The organism is Capnocytophaga sp. FDAARGOS_737, from assembly GCF_009730375.1.
Lineage (GTDB): Bacteria > Bacteroidota > Bacteroidia > Flavobacteriales > Flavobacteriaceae > Capnocytophaga > Capnocytophaga leadbetteri.
Genome location: NZ_CP046316.1, coordinates 1,600,310 through 1,622,812 on the forward strand (window position 1 = coordinate 1,600,310; position 22,503 = coordinate 1,622,812).

Genomic DNA, 22,503 nt, shown 5'->3' on the forward strand with positions numbered 1-22,503 from the left:
AAAATTGATTGAATATATGAAAGGAAATATTAACGTTTCTGTAGAAAACATCTTTCCGCTTATCAAGAAATTCTTGTATAGCGACCACGAAATCTTTTTACGAGAGCTCATCTCTAACGCTACCGATGCTACCCTTAAACTAAAACACCTGACCAGTATAGGCGAGGCTAAGGTAGAATACGGCAACCCTATCATAGAAGTAAAAGTTGATAAAGATAATAAAACCTTACACATCAGCGACCAAGGTATCGGTATGACGGCTGAAGAGGTAGAGAAATACATCAACCAGATAGCTTTTTCGGGGGCTGAAGAGTTCTTGGCTAAATATAAAGACACCGCTAAAGACAGCGGCGTGATAGGTCATTTTGGGCTCGGTTTCTATTCGGCTTTTATGGTTGCTAATGAGGTGGAAATCATTACGAAATCATACACTGACGCTCCTGCTGTACGCTGGGTATGCGATGGCAGTCCGGAGTTTACTTTAGAGGAAACAGACCTACGCAGCGAGCGTGGTACGGAGATTATACTGCACCTTAACGATGAATCGCTTGAGTTTTTAGAAGAGTATCGCATAGAACAGCTATTGCGTAAGTACAACAAGTTTATGCCTGTACCTATTAAGTTCGGCACTAAACAAGTACCCCTACCCCGCCCTGAAAACGCTCCTGACGACTATAAAACAGAATATCGCACTGAGGATAACATCATCAATAACCCTACCCCTGCGTGGACAAAACAGCCCGCAGACCTAAGCGATGAGGATTATAAGCAATTCTATCACGAATTGTACCCTACCCAGTTTGAAGAACCGCTATTCCACATACATCTAAATGTAGATTATCCGTTCCACTTAACGGGTATACTCTATTTCCCTAAGCTATCTAACGATATGCAATTGCAGAAAGACCGCATACAGCTATACCAAAATCAGGTATTCGTAACGGACAATGTAGAGGGTATCGTGCCTGAGTTCCTCACTATGCTTAAAGGGGTGATTGACTCGCCTGATATTCCGCTAAACGTATCGCGTTCTTATCTACAAGCTGACGGTAATGTAAAGAAAATTTCGTCATACATTACTCGTAAGGTAGCCGACAAGCTCAAATCGCTCTTTACCAACAATAGAGAGGACTTCCAAAACAAGTGGAATGACATCAAGATTGTATTAGAATATGGTATGCTTACCGATGAAAAATTCTATGAAAAAGCAGGTGACTTCGTACTTTACCCTACTACTGATGGGCAGTATTACACTCTTAGCGAGCTAAAAGAAGCTATCAAAGCAAATCAAACTGACAAGAATGATACATTAGTAGTGCTATACGCTCAAAACAAAGAGCAACAATACACCGCTATAGAAGAAGCAAAAGCTAAAGGTTACCAAGTAGTGCTATTAGACAGTCCGATAGTATCGCATCTTATTCAGAAGTTAGAAGAAAAGAACGAAAAACTCACTTTTGCACGTGTAGATGCCGCTCCGCTCTCTAAATTGATACAGAAAGACGAGCCTATCCTTGCTAAGCACAGTGAAGAGGAGAAAAACACGCTAAAAGCAGATATAGAAAAGGTACTCCCAAAAGAAGGATATATGGTGCAAGTAGAAGATTTAGACAGTGATGACACACCGTTTGTTATCAATCAGCCAGAGTTTATGCGCCGTATGAAGGAGATGAGTGCTACTGGCGGTGGCGGTATGTTTGGGGCTTTCCCAGAGATGTACCACGTGGTGGTAAACGCCAACTCTCCGCTAGCCGATGCTATACTTGCCGCTGATGAAGCTGCTAAAGAAAAACTTATTAAGCAAGCCTTCGATTTGGCACGCCTCTCACAAGGACTCTTAAAAGGTAAAGAACTATCAGAGTTTGTAAAGAGAAACTGGGAAATTTGCTAATTTGACAATTTGACGATTTATCAATTTAAAGAGACTGTTCTAAAAAGTTTTATTTCACCTTAAAAAAGCTTGTTAATACAAATAATCTTTTTATAACTTGCTGATTATTAACACCTTAATTTTACATACATACTCAGCTATACTAGTTTGCTGACTACTTTCAAAAGAGGGAATGTAACGGTCAGCATACAAAAAAACTTTTAGAACAGTCTCTTTTTCTTGTGTAATTAGAAAAAATACTGTACTTTTGCGCCCCAAAAAAATTGATTAGCAAATCGAAAAATTGAAAAATGATAGAAATCTTGAAAGCCCGTAGTGGTAACTGTTGTGAGCTCTGTGGAGCTACTGAAAACTTAGGAGTATATACCATACCGTCTGCTAGAAACGAAAGCACAGACAATAGTCTGCTGGTATGCGATACCTGCCTAAGCCAAATAGAAAACCCAAGCACTATGGATAGCAATCACTGGCGTTGCCTAAATGATAGTATGTGGAGCGAACACCGCCCCGTAAAGGTAATGGCATGGCGATTGCTAAATCGGTTAAAAGATGAAGGCTGGTCGCTCGATTTGCTGAATATGATGTACTTAGACGATGAGGAACTCGCTTTTGCCAAAGATTCTGACGACCACCTTGACGAAAGTGAAAAGGTAATACACAAAGATAGCAATGGTACTGTATTAAGCAACGGCGATAACGTAGTACTCATCAAAGACCTAAAAGTAAAAGGTACGAGTATGACTGCTAAGCAAGGTACCGTAGTGCGCAAAATTACTCTCGACCCTGAAAACGCCCAATATATAGAGGGTAAAGTAGAGGGACAACAGATTGTAATCCTTACGCAGTATGTGAAGCGAATGAGCTAATATTTAACTATTTAATAAGATAAATATTAACAAATGAAATTATATATGAAACGATTATTTACAATGGCAGCTTTGCTGTGTATGAGTATAGGTTTTGCGCAGAAAACACTTCCTTTTGCTCAACCGCAAATGCCCATTGTTACTGAAAAGGAAAACACACTTACCTCTTTTGCTCTTCCTATTGAGAAGGGTGTACAGGTAGAAGATGTAGTACTCGCTTTCAAAACTAAACACCGAATGATAGACCTTGCTAATCTATCGGTATATGTGAGTACTAGAGATAAGCGTGAAGCGGCTACACTATTAGCACAAACTACTAAGATACGCAAAAAAGTTAAGCTTTCAGGCAACTACAAAGCAGCAAAAGACACCGTATACTTTTGGGTGACTGCTCGTACGACGGCTTCACCAGACTTGCTAAACAAACTTTTGCTGACAGGCATAAAGGTGAAAACCTCTGCTAAGAAATACGTACTATGCAACAAAAGCAATGAAGGACAACGCTTTGCTATCACTCTACGCCATCGCCAGCAAGACGGTATTGCGTGCTACCGCATACCAGGACTTGCTACTACGAATAAAGGAACACTGATTGCTATCTACGACAATCGTTATAACAACTGCAAAGACCTGCAAGAAGACATCAACGTAGGAATGAGCAGAAGTACTGATGGCGGACAGACTTGGGAGCCAATGAAAGAAGTAATCGATATGGGCGAATGGGGCGGAAAGCCTAACCGCTTAAATGGGGTAGGCGATGCGGCTGTATTAGTAGATGAACAAACCAATACCATTTGGGTAATGGGCTTATGGCAACACGGATTAGACCCTAAGGTGATGACTTGGTGGGGTTCTAAACCCGGATTGACTCCTGATGAAACAGGACAAATAGTAGTAGTAAAAAGCAATGATGATGGCAAGACGTGGAGTCAGCCCCTAAATGTAACTGCACAGATGAAAAACCCAGAGTGGCATCTGTTCTTTGAAGGGCCTGGTAAAGGTATTAGTATGGCAGACGGTACCCTAGTATTTGCAGGGCAATTTAAAGATAAAGACCAAGTGCCACACTCTACCATTATCTACAGCAAAGACCACGGTGCTACTTGGCAGGTAGGCACAGGGGCGAAATCGCACACTACAGAAGCACAAGTAGTACAGCTAAGCGATGGCTCGCTAATGCTAAATATGCGTGATGACCGCAACCGCTCTAACTACGAACTTTCTGATGCTTATAATGGTAGATCAGTGGCCGTTACTACTGATATGGGGAAAACGTGGGTAGAACACTCTACTTCGCGTACTGCTTTGGTAGAGCCTAACTGTATGGCAAGTATCATATCATATAAAAATAAGAAAGGTAAGCAATACTTATTCTTCTCTAATCCGGCTGATGCTAAAAAACGCATTAACCTAACGGTGAAAGTAAGTGATGATGAGGGCAATACTTGGGATAAACACCCACAAATATTGCTATATGAGAAAGATAATATGGGGTATTCTTGCTTAACAGTAGTAGATAATAAAACTCTTGGTATTATTTACGAGGGAGACGGCGATTTGTATTTCCAAAAAATTGCTATAAAAGAGTTTATGAAGTAAGTAGTATTATAATGTTATTAAAAAGCACTGCTTTTGGCTTAAACAACCAAAGCAGTACTTTTTAATTTTTTTTACTTGATACTATTATTTATTTACACTTATTTTTAACTCATAGCTACAATTATACTTCATTCATAAAAACATAAACAAAAAGCAATTTAACACATAAATATCTCTTAAAGAAAGTATAATTAGAGACGACACACATAGGATTAACAGATGATTAACACAACATCTTCAAAAATAATGATTTTTAATTACAAATGTTAACAATATCTTAAAACTGATAATCAGACAGTTAAGATAATAACATTATATAAACTTCAATTTTTTAACAAAATAATTTGATAAAACGCTTGCATATTTAAAATTTATCAGTAACTTAGCCTTCAAAATAATGAAAGATTAAATAAAACGTAAAAATACTTTACGTATATTTGCTAAAAAAAGATTTTTTTAATTTTAATTTAACGTGAAAGAGAGATAATATTTTATGAAAAAAAGATTAGTTACTATGTGGCTGTTATTAACAGCAGGGGTCGTAGGTTATTCCCAAAAAAACATAAATCAACCCGATCCTAACAACATTACTATTGATCGCGAAAATCCTTGTCGGGAATTTATGATGGAAGTATTCCCAGATAAAGGAAATTGTTCTGCACAAATTTTGAATGTATACGCTTGGGGCGTAAAAGAAAATGAGCAGATAAGCTGGCAGCTATTAGATGCTAATAAAGCATCAAAAGCCAGCGGTACATTTACGGCAACCCAAACACGCAATGTAAATCAGCGTATTGAGCTGCCTAACTTGCCATCAGGTAATTATACCTTTGTGGCTACAAGTACTTCTTGTCCTAAATCGCCCAAAGAATACTCTTTGCACCTACAAGCTCTTTTGCAGATGAGTCTTTTAGAAAAACAAGACATAGGCTGCAATAATAAGAGTAGTGATAAGGGCAGCGTGCTCTTGCGTGTATCAGGAGGCGAAAAAGGTAGCTATATCTATGGCTACGAAAAGATAGAAGAGGGACACAAACCTTGTGGTGATTCTTTTGATATTCGCAAGCCTGATTATGCAGATGACAATATAGATGGAGCTCCTACTTATGACGGAGTACCTTGCTGGCAAAAAGGAACCACAAATGGTAATACTTTTATCAGCTTAGATGAGGGCATATGGCGTATTTACGCTATGGATCCTGTTAGAGGATGTGTGGTATCGGATACTGTTACCATTCGTCGCTACCCTATCCTCTCTATAACCTCTATTGTAGCACAACTCTGCCAAGTGCAAACTGATGGTAAAATACCTGTGCATATCACCCTTGCACAACGCGGACAGGGCAAGCATTATTATAAACTCAATGAGCAAGCCGAGCAACCTATACAGTTTACTGAAGGCAACACTTTCGTACTAAATGTATTGCCTGACAGCTACAAAATAACTATACGCGATGAAAAAGGTTGCTATGCCGATGGAGGTTTTGAGGTGAAAGTCCCTACCCCTATACAGCTAAATGTTAGAGCCGCAAAAGCTACTTGTGCTACAGATAAAGGACAACTCTCCCTTAGTGTTATACCTAAAGAAGGTACTCTAGCTAAAATAAGTGGGTTCAGCTATCGTCTAACAGCAGGTAGTACTGTAGTAACAGGTACTACAACTGATAATAACACAGCCCTTCAGTTGCCTGCAGGCTTCTACCAAATAGAAGTAACTGTAGCTGAAACTGGTTGTAAGCTTTATGATAAAGTACTAATGCCAGAACCGCCTACTGTTATACAAGTAACCGCTACCCCTCTATACAGCAAAAATTGTACGCAAGAGAATGGTGAGATAGCTTTGCATATATCAGGAGGGCAAGCTCCTTATAAGGTGCGATTAGTACATCAAACCACTAAAAATGAACTTACCCAAACGCTTAATTCTTCTGTTTATACTTTTACAGGAGTAACTGCTGGTAATTATACCATAGAAGTTCAAGATGCTGCTGGCTGTAGTCGTTACGAGGGGACTACCTCTGTAACTGTTCAACCTTCTTTTGTACTTAAAAACATTAGCTTCGAAACTCTGAAAAAAGCTACTTGTGAGCGCAAAGAAGAGGTACTTGTAAAAGTAGCTGTAACTCCTGAATACGTAAAAGGAACGTGGCTAAAATATATCATCACAAGTGAAGATAAAAAATACAGAAAAGAGATACGCCTTGATGATACCTCTTTACAACTTAATGGAACTGAAGCCCTAGGTGTTGGTAAGTATCATATAGAGGTATTGAATGAACAAACCAAATGTAGAATAGGTGAAGATTATGAAGTGAAGTCTGTTGCAGAAGACTATAGGTTAGTGGTAGGAACTCCTGTAAAAGCCACTTGTGCTTCAGATAAAGGACAACTCACCCTTAGTGTTATACCTAAAGAAGGTACTTTAGCTAAAATAAGTGGGTTCAGCTATCGTCTAACAGCGGGTAGTACTGTAGTAACAGGTACTACAACTGATAATAGCACAACCCTTCAGTTGCCTGCTGGATTCTACCAAATAGAAGTAACTGTAGCTGAAACTGGCTGTAAGCTTTATGATAAAGTACTAATGCCTGAACCGCCTACTGCTATACAAGTAACCGCTACCCCTCTATACAGCAAGGATTGTACGCAAGAGAATGGTGAGATAGCTTTGCATATATCAGGAGGACAAGCTCCTTATAAGGTACGATTAGTACATCAAAACACTAAAAATGAACTTACCCAAACGCTTAATTCTTCTGTTTATACTTTTACAGGAGTAACTGCTGGTAGTTATACCATAGAAGTTCAAGACGCTGCTGGCTGTAGTCGTTATGAGGGGACTACTTCTGTAACTGTTCAACCTTCTTTTGTACTTAAAAACATTAGCTTTGAGACTCTAAAAAAAGCTACTTGTGAGCGCAAAGAAGAGGTACTTGTAAAGGTAGCTGTAACTCCTCAGTACGTAAAAGGAACATGGCTAAGATATATCATCACAAGTGAAGATAAAAAATACAGAAGAGAGATACGCCTCGATGATATTGCTTTGGAGCTTAATGGAACTGAAGCCTTAGGTGTTGGTAAGTATTATATAGAGGTATTGAATGAACAAACCCAATGTAGTATAGGTGAAGATTATGAAGTGAAGTCAGTGGCAGAAGACTATAGGTTAGTGGTAGGAACACCTGTAAAAGCCACTTGTTCGTCTGGCAAAGGATTGCTTACCCTCAGCATACAGAATAAAGAGGCTTCTGCTACTAAAGTGAGTGCTTTTGATTATCGCATAACCGCTAACTCAGTAGTAACAGGTACTTCAACTAATGGTAGTGCTATGATTCGCCTTTCAGCAGGTTCTTACCAAATAGAAGTGACTGTAGCAGAGACAGGCTGTAAGCTCTATGGAAAAGTAATAATGCCAGAACCACCTGCTGCTCTCAAACTTGCTACTACAGTACAAGCCTCAGCCAATTGTGAGGATGCTAAAGGAGCCGCTATCGTACAAGTGAGTGGAGGTGTCTCTCCTTATACTATCACCCTCACCCACAAACGCACAGGAACTGTATACAGTGAAACAAATGTAGGTGTAGGAGCGAATGCTATCACTCTCAACTTTTCTGACCTAAAATCAGGTTATTACTATGCACACGTACAAGATGCTGCTAACTGTGAGGCTATGGGATCAGTTACTATTGAAGAATACACTCCCATCGTTCTTAGCAAACTCAATGCTGAAGCCATAGCACCCTCTTGCGGCGATGCTAATGATGGCAAACTTATATTTGAAGTGCAAGTAAGTGGAGGTGTACCTCCGTATAAATACAAATTAGAGAAAAAGACAGAAAAAACATCTGAACATACTCTCATAACTGTTACTAATGGCAAAGGATATATAGAAAACCTTAGTAGTGGTAGTTACCAATTATTAGTAGAGGACAGTAAGAACTGTATCGCTACCATAACAGAAACCACTATTATAGCGCCTAAACCTATCACTGTAGATATTAAGGTAAATAAATCGCACTCTCAAGCCTGCGATGACAGTCAAAACGGTAGTGTAACCTTATCGAATATAGCAGGAGGCTCTGGTTTTTATCGTATTTATCTCATCAACCACGAGAAAAAGACAGTGGTAGATAGAAAAATAGGTGTAAAGGCAGGAGAAACCGTTACTTTTGGCAATTTAGCTTCCTCTTATAATATTCATTACGAAATCGCTATACAAGATAGTAAGGGCTGCCTATTAGCTCATTTAGCTCCTTTTACTATTGATGAAGAACCTGATGTAGCTGTACAATCAGTAGAGAACGAAATTAACTGTGACCCAACCTCAAACAAAGGATATGTACATACCTTAGTGGTTAAGTTTAACAACAACGTAGTGGATTATGATAAGATAAGTTATAATCTAAACAACGGAACAGAACGTTTATTTACCCGTACAGCTGGCAATATCGCCTTTATTGATGACTTTGATGCTGAAACACTTACCCAAACGCTTACAGTTAACTATAAGCCTATGGGAGTTGGTCGCCCTATATGTCCTGCTTCAATAGTCAATTTTAGTCTTACACGCTTCCCTCAATTCACTTTAGAGCGCGTACCTAACGACGATTTGAATGTAATAGAAGTTATTGCTAAAGGCGGTGTAACTGACCCTTTATCAGGCTACACTTACTACTTCAACGGTGAAAATCAGGGTAATAATCCCGTGTATACTATCAAAAACACTGACCCTGAACGTATAGAAGCTGGAGGGGTACGCATCAAAACCATAGAAGTGAAAGCTAAAGATGCTAAAGACTGTATACGCACTTTAGTAGTAGAAGTACCTTATATCGATATAGATATACCTAACTATTTCACCCCTAATGGAGATGGAGATAATGACCGTTGGCGCCCTAAAAAAATGGAAGATTTTCCTAACGCTTTCGTTCACGTATTCGACCGCAATGGCAGACGTATGGCTACCTTGAAACCTGGAGAATCGTGGGACGGTATCTATGCTGGTAAACCAATGCCTTCGGGAGACTATTGGTATACTATAGACCTAAACGATGAGTTGCGCGACGGACGAAAAATATATGGGCATTTCTCTCTTTATCGTTAGAGTAGTTATACTACAGATTGACGAATAATACTTTTAGTTAAATTGGATATTTACTTTGCCAAAGGTTAATTTTGCTATACCTTTGGCAAAGTTTTTTTGTTAATTAGCAATTGTTTCATACCTTTGCAAGGTCTTAGAAAAGAAACAAAAATGAACAACAAAATAGTAGTTTATCAGGTGCTTACAAGACTCTTTGGCAATACTAACACTACCAATAAACCGTGGGGCACCAAGGAAGAAAATGGTGTGGGAAAATTCTCAGACTTCACTGAAAAAGCCCTGTTGGAGATAAAAAAGTTAGGAGCAACACATATCTGGTTTACAGGAGTATTGCACCACGCCCTTACTACTGACTATACAGCTTATGGCATCAGCAACGACTTTCCCGCAGTGGTAAAAGGACGTGCCGGTTCACCTTACGCTATAAAGGATTATTACTCGGTAAATCCTGACCTTGCTGATGACCCTACACACCGCTTAGAAGAATGGGAAGCTCTTATAGCACGTACTCACCAATGCGGACTAAAAGTAATAATGGATATAGTGCCTAACCACGTAGCGCGGCGCTATGAAAGCATTGCTAAGCCTAAAGGAATACGCGGTTTTGGTGAAGATGATGATACAAGTATACAATATGCTGTAAACAACAATTTTTACTATAACCCCAATGAGGCTTTTCAATTACCTGAAGGTATTTATGGTGAGTATCACGAGTTCCCTGCTAAATGGACAGGCAATGGAGCGCGGGCTTCTAAACCAGACCGCAACGATTGGTACGAAACTGTAAAACTTAACTATGGGGTACGTCCTGATGGTACTAAGGATTTTGCTACGCTGCCTATAGGTTTTGAGAATGAAGATACCGAGGTACATTACCATTTTTGGCAAGACCAAATAGTGCCTAATACTTGGCAAAAATTTAAAGATATCGCTTTGTATTGGCTTGCTAAAGGTGTAGATGGATTCCGTTATGATATGGCTGAAATGGTACCTGTAGAGTTTTGGAGTTACCTCAATTCGGCTATCAAACATCAGAATCCAGAGGCTTTCTTGTTGGCTGAGGTATACAACCCCAATGAATACCGCCCTTACTTGCACTTGGGCAAAATGGATTATCTATACGACAAAGTACAACTATACGATACACTGCGGGCTATTGTCAGCTATGGGCATACCACTGACGCTATTGCCCCTATACAGCGTGAACTTGCTGACATTTCAGACCGTATGTTGCACTTCTTAGAAAACCACGATGAGCAACGCATTGCTTCTCCTGAATTTGCTGGCTATGCTGAAAAGGCTAAACCTGCGATGACAGTTTCAACCCTTATAAGCGAGTCGCCAGTGATGTTATATTTTGGTCAAGAAGTAGGAGAAAGAGCCGCTGAATGGGCAGGCTTTGGCAGTCCGTCGCGTACCTCTATCTTTGATTATATAGGCGTACCTGCTCATCAACGTTGGGTAAATGACAAGCGTTTTGATGGCGGTCAGCTTTCGGATGCCGAGCGAGCTTTACGCGATTTCTATCAACGCTTACTCACCTTAAAAATAGCAGGTTCTTATATCGATTTGCACCAATATAATCGCCAAAATACTATCTATTACAATGATAAGGTATATAGCTTTGCAAGAGGTAATGAAGACGAACAATGGATAATAGTAACCAATTTTAATGAGCACGAAAGTTATGGTTTTGACTTGCAATTACCTTCTTGTCTCTTAGGTAGTTGGTTTTTGAATGATGGCAAATACCCCCTAACTGAGGCATTATACAGCAAAAAAGAAACTACCTTATATATTGAAAACGGTAAAGGGCATATGCGTGTAGACATAGCCCCTTTAGAATCCTTAGTATTTAAAATTAACTCATAGACAAATTAGCAAATTATGAATATACATTTTATAGTAGCTCCTAGTACACATTTGCGTCCACTGATGAAAGAACTCAGTAATAAACATCATATCACTATCCTTCCTGAAGAAATGTCAGGCAGTACTGATTGTGTAGTGGTAGACCCGCACCTTTCAGAGCATCACCCCGACCTACTACAAGCACAACAGTTAGGGCTGAGACTTCTATCACCTACTGAATTTTTATATGAATATTTCAAAGATAAAACTCGTGTAGTGATAGCGGGCGGACAAGGTAGACAAGAAGTCTTAGCGCGTGTGCTACATACTATGGCTTTCTACAATAAACCTTTAAGTTACTGTTTGCAACAACCTATAGCAGGACGACAAGTGCATTTGGCAGATACAGAGTTTGTGCTTATAGAAGCCGATGCCCAAAGTGCTGCCTTGCGCCCTATTGTAGCTCTTATTACCGACATAGCCCCTACAGACAATCCTGCTGCGTATGATGCTTTTATCAGTGCTATTACTAAAGGGGGAATATTGATTTACAACGAGGAGGATACTGCCCTGAGCAATATAGTAGAAGCTAATGAAAACCCTATTAGGAAGATGGAGTACCGTACCCCTGCTTTTGAGACGCACAACGGTGAGACTTATCTGATTACCTCAGAAGGAGAGCTTCCTTTAGGAGAACTTAGCGCAACATCTGTAAGCAATATAGAAGCTGCTAAGTGGGTATGCCAAAATATGGCTATTGATGAGGCTGATTTTTATGAAGCAATGGCAGATTATCATTTATAAAAAAATCATTTATGGGAAAACTTTCTTTTACACCTATAGCACCACAGTGGATTGCGTTCCCTGCTTATACTGAATTTACGATAGGCTGGCGTATGGGCGCTGGCGAAGGTTATAAATGGGAGTTTTGGGACTGGTATGAGACCCTTACCCCGACACAACAAGAAGAATACCAAGCACTTTTTCCGTATCCTTGTTTTTGGCATTACAATAGATGGGAAGAAGATGAGCAAGATATAGATGACGAAGAGGATTATTACTACGAAGGAATTCCGGTTTGGCAACCTAAAGGCGCTTATAAGTACTCCATAGCACTCTTTATCCATTCGGCAAAGAAGCTCAAGTTTGTTTTCTTTTGGAAGCCCAATGCAGAGGTAGTTGATGAATCTTGTTTTTCACAATGGCAACCCTCACCTTTTTCTGTAGATGGTGATGAGTATTACTGTGCTGAGCAGTATATGATGGCTGAAAAAGCGCGTTTGTTTGACGATGAACAAGTGAGGGAGGAAATAATGAACACGTCCGACCCTAAACTGATGAGGATCTTAGGTAGGAAAGTGCGAAATTTTAACGATGAGGTGTGGGATAAAGCCAAATATAGTATTGTGCTCAATGGGAATTATTACAAATTCACTCAGAATAAGAAAATGATGGACTTTTTGCTTTCTACAGGCGATAAAATACTGGTAGAAGCGAGTCCGATGGATACCATTTGGAGGATAGGCTTAGGGAAAGACAACGAGAAAGCACATAACATCGCCTCGTGGCGTGGCAAGAATCTGTTGGGCTTTGCTCTAATGGAAGTAAGAGACGAGATAAGAAAGGTATATCAGAATGTACATTTACTGAAAAATAGAAATGAATAGACTCAAAATCAATGTAGTTACACTAAAAGAAGACGAATACCTTATTCGCGATAGTATTCGTTTTGAAAATTGTAGTTATCTACAGCTTTTCATTGACGATGAGGATATATAGCTACTTATCCTGATTTTGAAGATATACTGATAGTCCCCACTGAATTATACAAAAGTAGTTTACAAAGTGGTGAATATCTATTGTTTACTTGTGCTTGTGGTGTTGCAGACGATGGAGGATGGGCAACAATTAAGGTAACACATTCAGAAGCTATTGTTCAATGGGATTTTTTGAGAGACAAACCTTATTGTTTTAAGTTTCCTAAAGAAAATTACTTAAAAGAAGTTCAAGTTATCAATAAAGAAGACTATACTTTCATTCCTAAAGAGATTATTTTTCCTGAAATTTAATTTTTAAGAAAGAATAAGTTAGAAGTGATATATAAGCAAAAAACAAAAAAATGAATAAACGATACGAAAATATCAGTAAAATGAATGATATCCTCTTGCGATTAGAAGGCATTCTTACTAATGCTGAAGCTCTTTTAGAAGAGTGGAACGCTATACAGCCAGAATATGAGGCCTTAGAGGCATATTATGACAGTCCACAATGGCGAGAAGATTATTTCGACAGTAATAACGGTAAAATACCAGATGAGGTACCGCAATGGGTTCTGACCCAAGATGCTATTTTTGATGCTATAGGCACTCAGTTTGACCTTGCTGATAGTTTTCAACCACTATTAGACGGCATCAATGCGAGGAAATGGCAAGAATAAACATAGAAAAGCTGTCCTAAGAAGAATTTTGCTTAAACTTCTTAGGACAGTTTTTTATGATATTTGAATTACTTTAGTCCACGTGCTTTGAGTAAGGGTTCAATAGCAGGGGCTTTTCCTCTGAAATTGAGATACATTTTTTCGTAATCCATTGTATTGCCTTTAGATAGAATTAACTCTCTAAAACGTTGTCCATTAGCACGAGTAAGTCCTTCGTTTTCTTCAAACCATTGATAGGCATCGTGACAAAGCATTTCTGTCCACTGGTAAGAGTAATAGCCTGCACCATAACCACCTCCAAAGATATGAGCAAAGTAAGAAGAGCGGTATCTTGGCGGTACTTCTTTCACCCATAAACCGGTCTTCTCAAGAGCTGTCTTCTCAAAATCATTTACATTATTAATAATAGTATCTGCAGGGATTGTATGCCATTGTAGGTCTAAATTAGCGGCTGCTAATACTTCAGTAAAAGCATACCCCTCATTGAAAGTACTCGCTTTCTTTATTTTATCAATAAGAGCTTGCGGAATAGGTTGTTTAGTTTGATAGTGTATCGCATAATTCTTAAGAATATCAGGATATAAAGCCCAATGTTCATTGAATTGTGAAGGAAACTCTACAAAATCGCGTGCTACTGCTGTTCCTGAAAGACTTGCATACTGCTGATTAGCAAAGAAACCATGCAAAGCATGTCCGAACTCGTGGAAAAGAGTAGTAAGCTCATCATAAGTAAGCAAAGCAGGTTTGCCATCAGTAGGCTTCACATAGTTGCATACATTATAAATAACAGGTTTAGTACCTAATAACTTCGATTGATTTACAAAATTGCTCATCCAAGCCCCACCACGTTTGCTTTCGCGAGCAAAAAAATCACCATAGAAAAGCCCTAATGGAGTGCCATCTTCTTCAAAAAGCTCATATACTAATACATCGGGGTGGTATACAGGTATATCTTTACGTTCTTTAAAAGTGATACCATAAAGCTTAGTAGCCGCATAAAACACTCCATTCTCAAGAGCATTCTTCAACTCGAAGTATGGTTTTATTTCGTTCTCATCAAGATCGTATTTAGCTTTACGCACTTGCTCAGCATAGAAGTTCCAATCATAAGGTTCTAAGCTGAAATTACCTCCTGTCTTAGCAATTTGTGCTTGTATCTCTTTAGCTTCAGCTTTAGCTTTACCTACTGAAGCAGGCACTAAATCTTTAAAAAACTGGACAATAGCAGTAGGTGTTTTTGCCATAGTGCGTTGCAAACTCCATTCTGCATAGTTTTTAAAGCCTAAAAGCTCTGCTTTTTTAGCACGAAGTAAGGCAATGCGTTTTAAAATGTCGTTAGTATTATGAGCGCCTCCATCGGTGCGATTCCAAGCAGCTTCAAATAGTTGTTTGCGCTGATTGCGGTCTGCTAATTCGCTAAGAAGCGGTTGCTGAGTAGTATTTACAATCGCTACTTTCTGACCATTGATAGTTTGTGCTGCTGCTAATGACCCTTCTAAAAGCGTTTGGTTGAAATCAGTTTCTAAAGAAGCCAACTCGCTGTTGTATTTTTTAAGGGTTTCTTTATCAGTAGTGGATAGATTAGCCCCTGCTACTACAAAATCTTCATAGTAATTTTCTAACAATTTAAGCGATTCAGCATCTAATCGCAAGCTCTCACGTTTATCATATAAGGCTTTAATACGTGCAAAAAGCTTTTCGTTTAAGTGAATGCCATCAGCGTGCTCTGCAAACTTAGGAGAGAGCTCTTTTTGCAATACTTTCAGTGTGTCATTAGTATGTGCTTCTGTTAGAGCGTTGAATACAGCTGAGGCACGTTCTAATTCCACTCCACTTTTTTCTAAAGCAACGATGGTATTTTCAAAAGTAGGGGCTTCTTTATTACTTGTGATAGCCGCTATACGTTCATTTTGCAAAGCCATCCCTTTAAGAAGAGCAGGACGATAATGCTCGTCTTTTATCTTTGAGAAGTCTGGTGCTCCGTATAGCAAGGTGCTTTCTATAAGTAGTGGATTATTATCTATATTTTCTGTCATTTTCTTTTGGTTTTCAGAAGGGTTACAGCCTACTAAAGCAGTAAGTAGTAGCACTGAAAAGAGTTTTTTTTTTCATAGTCTGTTGGTTTTAAAAAGAAGGGCGAATTTTATCAATCCGCCCCCTTTATATATTTAACTAAAATATTATTACTTAGCTGTTAAACGTACATCTATACGTCTGTTTTTAGCTTTGCATTCATCGGTATCGTTAGCAGGACATATTGGATGCTCTGCTCCATAACCTTGAGCGCTCAACTGTGCTTTGTTAGCACCTAATGCTACTAATTTGTTTAGTACTGAATTAGCACGTCTTTCAGAAAGTTTTAAGTTACCTTCGGCACTACCAGTATTATCAGTATACCCCCCTAAACGGATAGCAGCCTTAGGATAAGCTTTCAATATAGCTACAATATTTTTTAATTGTTGTTCTGAACCTTCAGTAAGCTCATCATTACCTGTTTTGAAGTAAGTTCTATCCAAAGTAATCCAATTATCTTTGAATTGTTCTGAAGTAGTAAGGTTTTTATCTTCTAACAATTTTACAAGGCGAGCCTCAGATGAATTTTCACCTACTTCTAACATTGTATTGTCAAAAAGATTCAATTGAAATAAATCACCTACATTGTATTCAAAGTTACCATCAGCGTTTAATACTCCCTCTACTACTTCTATAGCAGGTTCTAATGGTATCATATCGGTTTCAGCCTCTCCTTGACGTATTTGAGCTTCTACAGGCATTCCGTTAGCATCAGCGGTATGTCCGCCCAAGATAGGAGCGATAACCAAGCCCACTAAGCAAGTAAGTTTAATAAGGATATTCATTGAAGGTCCTGAAGTATCTTTGAATGGGTCACCTACAGTATCACCAGTTACAGCTGCTTTATGAGCGTCAGAACCTTTATAAGTCATTTGTCCGTTGATTTCTACCCCTGCTTCAAATGATTTCTTAGCGTTATCCCAAGCACCACCAGCGTTATTTTGGAAGATTGCCCATACTACACCTGATACAGCTACACCAGCCATATAAGCTCCTAAAGCTTCAGCTCCCATTACAAAACCGATAATGATAGGGGTAATAATAGTAATTGCACCAGGCAACATCATTTCGCGCAAAGCAGCTTTAGTAGAAATATCCACGCATCTACCGTACTCTGGGGTACCTTTTCCTTCCATAATGCCAGGAATTTCACGGAACTGACGACGCACTTCGTTCACCATATCCATAGCCGCTTTTCCTACTGATTGCATAGCTAAAGCTGAGAAAATTACAGGAATCATACCTCCAATAAACAAGGCTGCTAATACATCAGCTTTGAAGATGTTAATACCATCAATACCTGTAAAGGTAACATAAGCAGCAAACAATGCTAAGGCAGTAAGAGCTGCAGAAGCAATTGCAAAGCCTTTACCTACAGCAGCGGTAGTATTACCTACTGAGTCTAAAATATCGGTACGTTGGCGTACTTCTTTTGGCAGTTCACTCATTTCAGCTACCCCTCCTGCATTATCAGCAATAGGCCCGAAAGCATCAATAGCCAATTGCATAGCAGTAGTAGCCATCATTGCTGAAGCTGCAATCGCAACCCCATAGAAACCTGCTAAGGCATAAGACCCCCAGATAGCTACTGCAAAAAGCAATACAGAACCAAAGGTTGATTTCATACCGGTAGCTAAACCTGCTATAATGTTAGTAGCAGCACCAGTAGAAGAGTTGCGCACAATGTTCAACACTGGTTTTTTACCTAAAGCAGTAAAGTATTCAGTAATAGTAGAAATAAGTAACCCTACGGCTAAACCTACGATAGTAGCATAGAATACATTAATACTTGGAATACTCTTTACACCTTCTCCAAAGAAACTCATCTGAATAGTTTCAGGAAGCATATATTTAATTAAGAAGAAACAAGCTACCAAAGTAAGCCCTAAAGCTACATAGTTACCAGTGTTTAGCGAACTTTGTACTTGTTTTTCTTTAGCTTCATTATTTTTGATACCTACAAAGAAAGTACCTATGATAGAAGCTACAATACCTACCCCTGCGATTACCAAAGGTAAAAGTATAGGCCCCATATTGCCGAAGTTGTCTGTAAAGGCACCTCCATTACTCATCGCCATATCTTTGATTACGTAGTTACCCAATACCATTGAGGCAAGTACTGTAGCCACATATGAACCAAATAGGTCAGCCCCCATACCAGCTACGTCACCTACGTTATCACCTACGTTATCAGCGATAGTGGCAGGGTTACGAGGGTCATCTTCTGGGATACCTGCTTCTACTTTTCCTACAAGGTCAGCTCCAACGTCAGCGGCTTTAGTATAAATACCACCTCCCACACGAGCAAAAAGGGCAATAGACTCAGCTCCTAATGAGAAACCAGCCAAAGCTTCAAGAACAAGAGTCATTTCATCATAAAAAGGTTTACCACCTTCTATAAAGGTGTTTACAAAGAGGATGAAGAACAAGCTCAAACCTAATACAGCTAAACCTGCTACTCCTAATCCCATTACAGTACCACCTCCAAATGACACTTTTAAGGCTTTTGGCAAACTAGTGCGTGCAGCTTCAGTAGTACGCACATTAGAGTTGGTAGCAATACGCATACCTATGTTTCCTGCTAAGGCAGAGAAAAACGCTCCACACACAAAAGCTACTACGATAAGCCAGTGAGAAGTCTCCACCATACGCGAAACAATAAATAAGGCTATAGCGGCTATTACCACAAAAATACCTAAAATACGGTATTCAGCATTAAGAAATGCCATTGCACCTTCTTTGATACTTTTAGAGATGCTTTGCATTCGTTCGTTGCCTGTGGTTTGCTTGTTTACCCACAAAGCCTTTGTAATCATAAAGATAAGCCCCAGAATAGCAAGGGCTAACGGTAGATATAACATCATTTTATCCATACAAATATTAGTAATTAATTATTCAGGCGGTAAAAGTACAAAAGATTATATTAATAAGAAAATAAAATATGATTTTTTTTTGTTTTCTATCCTAAAAAACCTATAAAAGTAGTTAAAATAAAGACGTTGATAAAGTCTATAAAGAAAGCCCCTACCATCGGTACGATTAGAAAGGCTTTATGGGAAGGCCCAAAACGCTCAGTAACCGATTGCATATTAGCCACTGCCGTAGGGGTAGCTCCTAAGCCGAAACCACAATGCCCTGCACAGAGTACTGCTGCATCATAATCAGACCCCATTAAGCGGAAAGTTACAAAATAAGCATAAGTACACATTACAAAGGTTTGTACCGCTAAAATGATAAGCATTGGCACAGCTATATCTAACAACGTCCAAAGTTTTAGGTTTAAAAGAGCAATTCCTAAAAAGAGACTTAGTGAGGCATTGCCAAACACATCTATAGCTCGGTCAAACATATTTACTTTGAAAGCATTGGTAAGTACATTGCGCAGAAGTACCCCGAAGAATAAAGCCCATACAAACTGTGGAATAGTAAATTTTTCAGGTAAGTAAGCTGTTACTGTAGGAGAAACCATTATAGCTGAAAACGATAGACAAGCAGCAAAAAGAGCCATTGTCTCTATAGCTGATTTTGAAGTGATAAGACGCTGCTTACCTGCATTTTCAAACACTTCAACTACAGTATCTACTACATTATCAGTAGCTTTATCAGTTATAGGTTTTCTCCCCATATTATTGACTAATTTTCGTGCGACAGGACCTCCTATAAGTCCACCGAGTACCAAACCAAAGGTAGCTGAAGCCATACCAAGACTCGTTGCCCCTTTAATACCATAGTCTGTCTCTAATATCTTACCCCACGCACCTGCCGTACCGTGTCCACCGGTCAGGGTGATAGAACCTGTTATCAAGCCCATAATAGGATTTTGCCCCAATGCACTTGCCAACCCTACTCCTACTGAGTTTTGTACTACTATAAAAAGAGCCACTACCCCCAGAAAGAAAATCAGCCCTTTACCTCCTGCTTTTAATCGAGAAAAATCAGCACTGAGCCCTATTGAAGAAAAGAAAAACAGCATAAAAGCCTCTTGCAAATTAGTGCTAAACTCTAATGAAATTTCGTATTTAAGATACAGCAAAAAGATAATAATAGCAGCTAATAGTCCGCCAGCCACTGGCTCAGGAATATTGAAGTTTTGAAGTATCTTTATTTTCCCTACCAATAAGCGTCCTACCAATAGCACAAGAGTAGCAATAATAAGGGTGTAATAAGGGTTTATAACAATTGTATTCATAGGTTTAAAAAAATTAGCTATTTAATAAAAAAAAGAATTAGCAAATTAGCAAATTTACAAATCAGCTAATTCACTAACTACAAAGGTACTCCCCCCTATAAAAATAAAATCAGTAGGTTGTGCCTTTGCTTTAGCTGCAGATACTGCTTCTTGTACTGAAGAGTAAGCCTCCCCTTTCAACCTTTTAGCAGTGGCAATTTCTTTCAATATCTCTACAGCCAATCCACGCTTGATATTCGGACTACAGAAGTAATAATGTGCTTCTTTAGGAAAAAGGTCTAAAACAGCCTTTACATCTTTTTCTTTTACAAAACCTATTACTATATGTAGCTGTGTATAAGTTTGCTTTTTCAGCTGCTCCATTACATAAGTGAGTCCGCCAATATTATGCCCTGTGTCGCATACGACAGTTGGGTGAGTACTAAGAGTTTGCCAACGCCCTTTGAGATGGGTATTCTTCACTACATTTAGCAAGCCGTTTTTGAGGTTTTCATCGCTGATATCCCAACCCTGATGTTTTAAAAAATCAATTACAGCTATTACACCTTTGATGTTTTTCTCTTGATAAATACCTTGCAAATCGGTAGTGAGGTTAGTGGTCAGTTCATTAGCGAAAACTATAGGAGCCTTGTCTTCTTTTGCTCGCTTAATAAATACAGGGGCTGTCTCTTCTTGATATTCACTAATCACTACAGGGGTATTTTTCTTGATAATACCTGCCTTTTCAAAAGCGATTTCAGGTAGGGTATTACCTAATATATCGGTATGATCTTTAGAAATATTGGTGATAAGCGACACTTCCGGAGTGATGATATTAGTAGAATCAAAACGCCCCCCTAAGCCCACTTCTATTACCCCTATATCAACTTTTTCTTCAGCGAAATAATCAAAAGCCAAACCTACTGTCATTTCAAAGAAAGAGAGGTGATGAGTGGCTAGAAAATCTTTATGGGCAGCAATAAAACTCACTACACGTTCCTCAGGAATTTCTACACCATTTATTTTGATGCGCTCTCTGAAATCTTTGAGATGAGGAGAAGTGTAAAGCCCTACTTTATAACCAGCCTCTTGCAGTATAGAAGCGAGCATACTACTCGATGACCCTTTGCCATTAGTACCAGCTATATGTAAGGTTTTGAATTTCTTTTCGGGATTTCCTAATACTGAGGCAAAAGCAATTGTTCTGTCTAATTTATTGTTCAGAGCAGTTTTTCCTTGTGTTTGAAACATTGGTAACTGATTGAACATCCACGATAATGTTTCTTGATAGTTCATTCTTACTCTCCTAATTTGAAGTTGATCACTATGAAGCCTACTTGACGGGCAGGAGCATTTTCATCAGGATTCCAGCTGTGTTTATAGGCCGTCTTGCGAGCAGCGTCTAACAGACACTGAGCTGAGTTAGTGGTACCCTTTACGCCAGCCGTAGCTTTTACTACTTTACCACTACGATCTACTTCTATCTGTACTACTACACGTCCTTCCTCATTGCAATCTTGTACAACCTTCCCTTGGGTAGCAATACTGCGCCCTTTCAGTCCCCAACCTTTGCCAGAGGAGCCACCACCTCCTGCACCATAGTAGGAGTCGGCATACTGACTACCATCTATTTGTCCTTGGTAACCAGGTCGCTGTCCGTCACCTTGTCCTGCAGTACCACTACCCCCTGCATTAGCAGCCCCCAATATACTTGAAAGTGCTTCAGAGGTTTCACGCGAAGGTTTAGGGTCAGGCTTAGGAGTTTCTGTTTTAGGAGTTTCTTTCTTTTTTTCTTGTTTTTTAGGCGCTTCGGCTATTGCTACTGTTTCGTCATTATCTTGGGCTAAAAGATTCTCTTTCACCTCTGTAGAAGTTGTTTCTTCTGGCACCGATTCAGGAGGCGTTTGGGTCTCTACTTGTTGGGCAGCACTAGGAGGCGTTGTACGTTCCCCCATACCCGTAACATCTACCCCATATATCACCTCTACTCCACTCTCTGGCGGAGGGTCTAAATAAGTCATTCCCGCAAAGAAGAGCAATAGCACCACTATGCTCATCACAGCGGTAGTGAGTACCAGCGACTTGCGCTTATGTGTGGTATCTAATAAACTCATAATTTTTCATCTATTTTGGGCGTACTGCCAAAATTACTTTATACTGATTTTGGTTGGCTATATCCATTACATTTACGGCATTTTCTATTGGCACACTTTCCTCTACTCGTAAGATAATAGTAGGGTTTTCTACCCCATTTAGAGCCGACCTAAGTTCGCTATCTAAATTGGTAACAGAAATAGGTCTTTTATCAATAAAATAATTCAAATTTTTATCAATACTTACCGAAACATTCTGTGTATTAGTTGATTTACCCTTTGCTTTTGGTAATAATAAGTCTAATGCATTAGGGCTATTAGCTGTAATCATAAAAAATACCAAAAGCAAGAACACTATATCGGTCATAGACGACATACTGAACTCTGGGCTGATTTTATTTCTACCTTTTAATTTCATAAC

Annotated in this window: 15 protein-coding genes; 9 read left to right on the forward strand and 6 right to left on the reverse strand. The window is 39.2% G+C overall.

Going from position 1 to position 22,503, the window contains the following annotated elements:
- The first annotated feature begins 16 nt into the window (after window positions 1–16).
- From htpG to FOC45_RS07310, 9 genes are all read left to right on the forward strand, one after another.
- Complete coding sequence (htpG, locus tag FOC45_RS07270; RefSeq protein ID WP_009391796.1) at window positions 17–1,891, forward strand: molecular chaperone HtpG; 1,875 nt, start codon at window positions 17–19, stop codon at window positions 1,889–1,891.
- 290 nt (window positions 1,892–2,181) lie between these two features.
- Complete coding sequence (locus FOC45_RS07275; protein WP_009391797.1) at window positions 2,182–2,757, forward strand: alkylphosphonate utilization protein; 576 nt, start codon at window positions 2,182–2,184, stop codon at window positions 2,755–2,757.
- A gap of 45 nt (window positions 2,758–2,802) precedes the next feature.
- Window positions 2,803–4,356: a sialidase family protein gene (locus FOC45_RS07280; RefSeq protein WP_034540021.1), complete on the forward strand. Its 1,554-nt coding sequence runs from the start codon at window positions 2,803–2,805 to the stop codon at window positions 4,354–4,356.
- Between the two features lie 493 nt (window positions 4,357–4,849).
- Window positions 4,850–9,460 (forward strand): T9SS type B sorting domain-containing protein, encoded by a 4,611-nt coding sequence (locus FOC45_RS07285; RefSeq protein WP_034540012.1) that lies wholly within the window; start codon window positions 4,850–4,852, stop codon window positions 9,458–9,460.
- 150 nt (window positions 9,461–9,610) lie between these two features.
- Entirely contained in the window at window positions 9,611–11,332 is a 1,722-nt protein-coding gene (locus tag FOC45_RS07290) for an alpha-amylase family glycosyl hydrolase (protein ID WP_009391803.1), read from the forward strand.
- A 15-nt stretch (window positions 11,333–11,347) separates the two neighbouring features.
- On the forward strand, window positions 11,348–12,115 hold the full coding sequence (locus FOC45_RS07295) for a Mur ligase (protein ID WP_034540014.1): 768 nt from the start codon (window positions 11,348–11,350) through the stop codon (window positions 12,113–12,115).
- Between the two features lie 11 nt (window positions 12,116–12,126).
- Window positions 12,127–12,978 (forward strand): NADAR family protein, encoded by an 852-nt coding sequence (locus FOC45_RS07300; protein ID WP_009391807.1) that lies wholly within the window; start codon window positions 12,127–12,129, stop codon window positions 12,976–12,978.
- A gap of 192 nt (window positions 12,979–13,170) precedes the next feature.
- Window positions 13,171–13,380, forward strand: a complete 210-nt coding sequence (locus FOC45_RS12135; protein ID WP_009391813.1) for a hypothetical protein — start codon at window positions 13,171–13,173, stop codon at window positions 13,378–13,380.
- A 50-nt stretch (window positions 13,381–13,430) separates the two neighbouring features.
- Complete coding sequence (locus FOC45_RS07310) at window positions 13,431–13,748, forward strand: DUF4298 domain-containing protein (RefSeq protein ID WP_009391815.1); 318 nt, start codon at window positions 13,431–13,433, stop codon at window positions 13,746–13,748.
- A 68-nt stretch (window positions 13,749–13,816) separates the two neighbouring features.
- On the opposite strand, the gene FOC45_RS07315 is transcribed toward FOC45_RS07310, so the two are convergent.
- The 6 genes from FOC45_RS07315 to FOC45_RS07340 all read right to left on the reverse strand — a co-directional run bounded on the left by FOC45_RS07315 (window position 13,817) and on the right by FOC45_RS07340 (window position 22,500).
- Complete coding sequence (locus FOC45_RS07315; RefSeq protein WP_009391816.1) at window positions 13,817–15,784, reverse strand: M3 family metallopeptidase; 1,968 nt, start codon at window positions 15,782–15,784, stop codon at window positions 13,817–13,819.
- Window positions 15,785–15,931: 147 nt separating this feature from the next.
- Window positions 15,932–18,694: a sodium-translocating pyrophosphatase gene (locus FOC45_RS07320; protein WP_009391818.1), complete on the reverse strand. Its 2,763-nt coding sequence runs from the start codon at window positions 18,692–18,694 to the stop codon at window positions 15,932–15,934.
- Window positions 18,695–18,780: 86 nt separating this feature from the next.
- A complete protein-coding gene (gene gltS, locus FOC45_RS07325; protein WP_009391819.1) occupies window positions 18,781–20,010 on the reverse strand; it encodes a sodium/glutamate symporter in 1,230 nt (409 codons plus the stop codon).
- A gap of 54 nt (window positions 20,011–20,064) precedes the next feature.
- Window positions 20,065–21,285 carry a folylpolyglutamate synthase/dihydrofolate synthase family protein gene (locus tag FOC45_RS07330; RefSeq protein ID WP_009391820.1) on the reverse strand — a complete coding sequence of 407 codons (1,221 nt, stop codon included), beginning with the start codon at window positions 21,283–21,285 and terminating at the stop codon, window positions 20,065–20,067.
- 2 nt (window positions 21,286–21,287) lie between these two features.
- The gene (locus FOC45_RS07335; protein WP_009391822.1) at window positions 21,288–22,103 is read right to left on the reverse strand and encodes an energy transducer TonB; all 816 of its coding nucleotides are present in this window, start codon (window positions 22,101–22,103) and stop codon (window positions 21,288–21,290) included.
- 10 nt (window positions 22,104–22,113) lie between these two features.
- The gene (locus tag FOC45_RS07340; RefSeq protein WP_009391824.1) at window positions 22,114–22,500 is read right to left on the reverse strand and encodes a biopolymer transporter ExbD; all 387 of its coding nucleotides are present in this window, start codon (window positions 22,498–22,500) and stop codon (window positions 22,114–22,116) included.
- Window positions 22,501–22,503 lie beyond the last annotated feature (3 nt).